A 1,437-nucleotide genomic window follows, 5' to 3' on the forward strand; every position below is an offset into this window, starting at 1 on the left:
AGGGCCTGCACCCGCGCGACTACGTGACGATCGTTCCCGCCGGCTCGGCGGACGGAACCTATGCCGATTACGATCGCATGCAAGGTCGGAGCGAGGGCGAGCTGCGGGCGCCTGCCGAGCCTGGCCTCTACGAAGTGCGTCTGCAATTGGACGCGGGGGACCGCGTGCTCGCCCGCACCCCGGTCGAGGTGGTTGATGCCGAGGTTACTGTCTCCGCACCCGCCCAGGTCGTTGTCGGGTCGGCATTCCCGGTCACCTGGCAGGGCGAGGGCCTGCACCCGCGCGACTACGTGACAATCGTTCCCGCCGGCTCGGCGGACGGAACCTATGCCGATTACGATCGCATGCAAGGTCGGAGCGAGGGCGAGCTTCGCGCGCCTGCCGAGCCCGGCCTCTACGAGGTGCGCCTGCAATTGGACGTGGGGGACCGCGTGCTCGCCCGCACCCCGGTCGAGGTGGTCGATGCCGAGGTTGCTGTCTCCGCACCGGCTCAGGTCGTTGTCGGGTCGGCTTTCCCGGTCACCTGGCAGGGTGAGGGCCTGCACCCGCGCGACTACGTGACGATCGTTCCCGCCGGCTCGGCGGACGGAACCTATGCCGATTACGATCGCATGCAAGGTCGGAGCGAGGGCGAGCTTCGCGCGCCTGCCGAGCCCGGCCTCTACGAGGTGCGCCTGCAATTGGACGTGGGGGACCGCGTGCTCGCCCGCACCCCGGTCGAGGTGGTCGATGCCGAGGTTGCTGTCTCCGCGCCGGCTCAGGTCGTTGTCGGGTCGGCTTTCCCGGTCACCTGGCAGGGTGAGGGCCTGCACCCGCGCGACTACGTGACGATCGTTCCCGCCGGCTCGGCGGACGGCACCTATGCCGACTACGATCGCATGCAAGATCGGAGCGAAGGCGAGCTTCGCGCGCCTGCCGAGCCTGGCCTCTATGAGGTGCGCCTGCAATTGGACGCGGGGGATCGCGTGCTCGCCCGCACCCCGGTCGAGGTGATGGATGGTAATGTTTCGCTTGACGGACCGGACAGGGCGCGGGCCGGCGCCGAGATCACGCTATCCTGGACCGGCGCCATACATCCGCGCGACTACATAGCCATCGTTCCCGGCGGCACACCGGACGGCGAGCAAAGTGGCTATCGCCGTATTCAGGACGAAGATCAGGCCACGTTCACTGCACCCGCGGAGCCTGGAGCCTATGAAATCCGCTACCATTTGGACCGCGGCGATCGGGTCATGGCCCGGCGACCGCTCGAGGTGCTGGCGGCGGACGCGCCGATAGACGAGGGTGCCGGGCTTATGGTTCCTGGTACAGCAAGGCCGGGCGACATCGTTACGGTTTCGTGGACAATCGAAGCTGGCGATGCCGACCGGCGCGTGGCGCTGGCACGAGCTGATGCGCCCGACTTTACCTGGATTACAGTCCATCACGTGGGCGACG

The 1,437-nt window shown here is 67.9% G+C and carries 1 pseudogene; it reads left to right on the plus strand.

Going from position 1 to position 1,437, the window contains the following annotated elements:
• Positions 1-1,437: pseudogene (locus tag ACDP63_RS24785) on the plus strand (hypothetical protein); the annotation flags it as partial.

Origin of the sequence: Paracoccus sp. P2, from assembly GCF_046335115.1 — a bacterium.
GTDB lineage: Bacteria > Pseudomonadota > Alphaproteobacteria > Rhodobacterales > Rhodobacteraceae > Paracoccus > Paracoccus pantotrophus.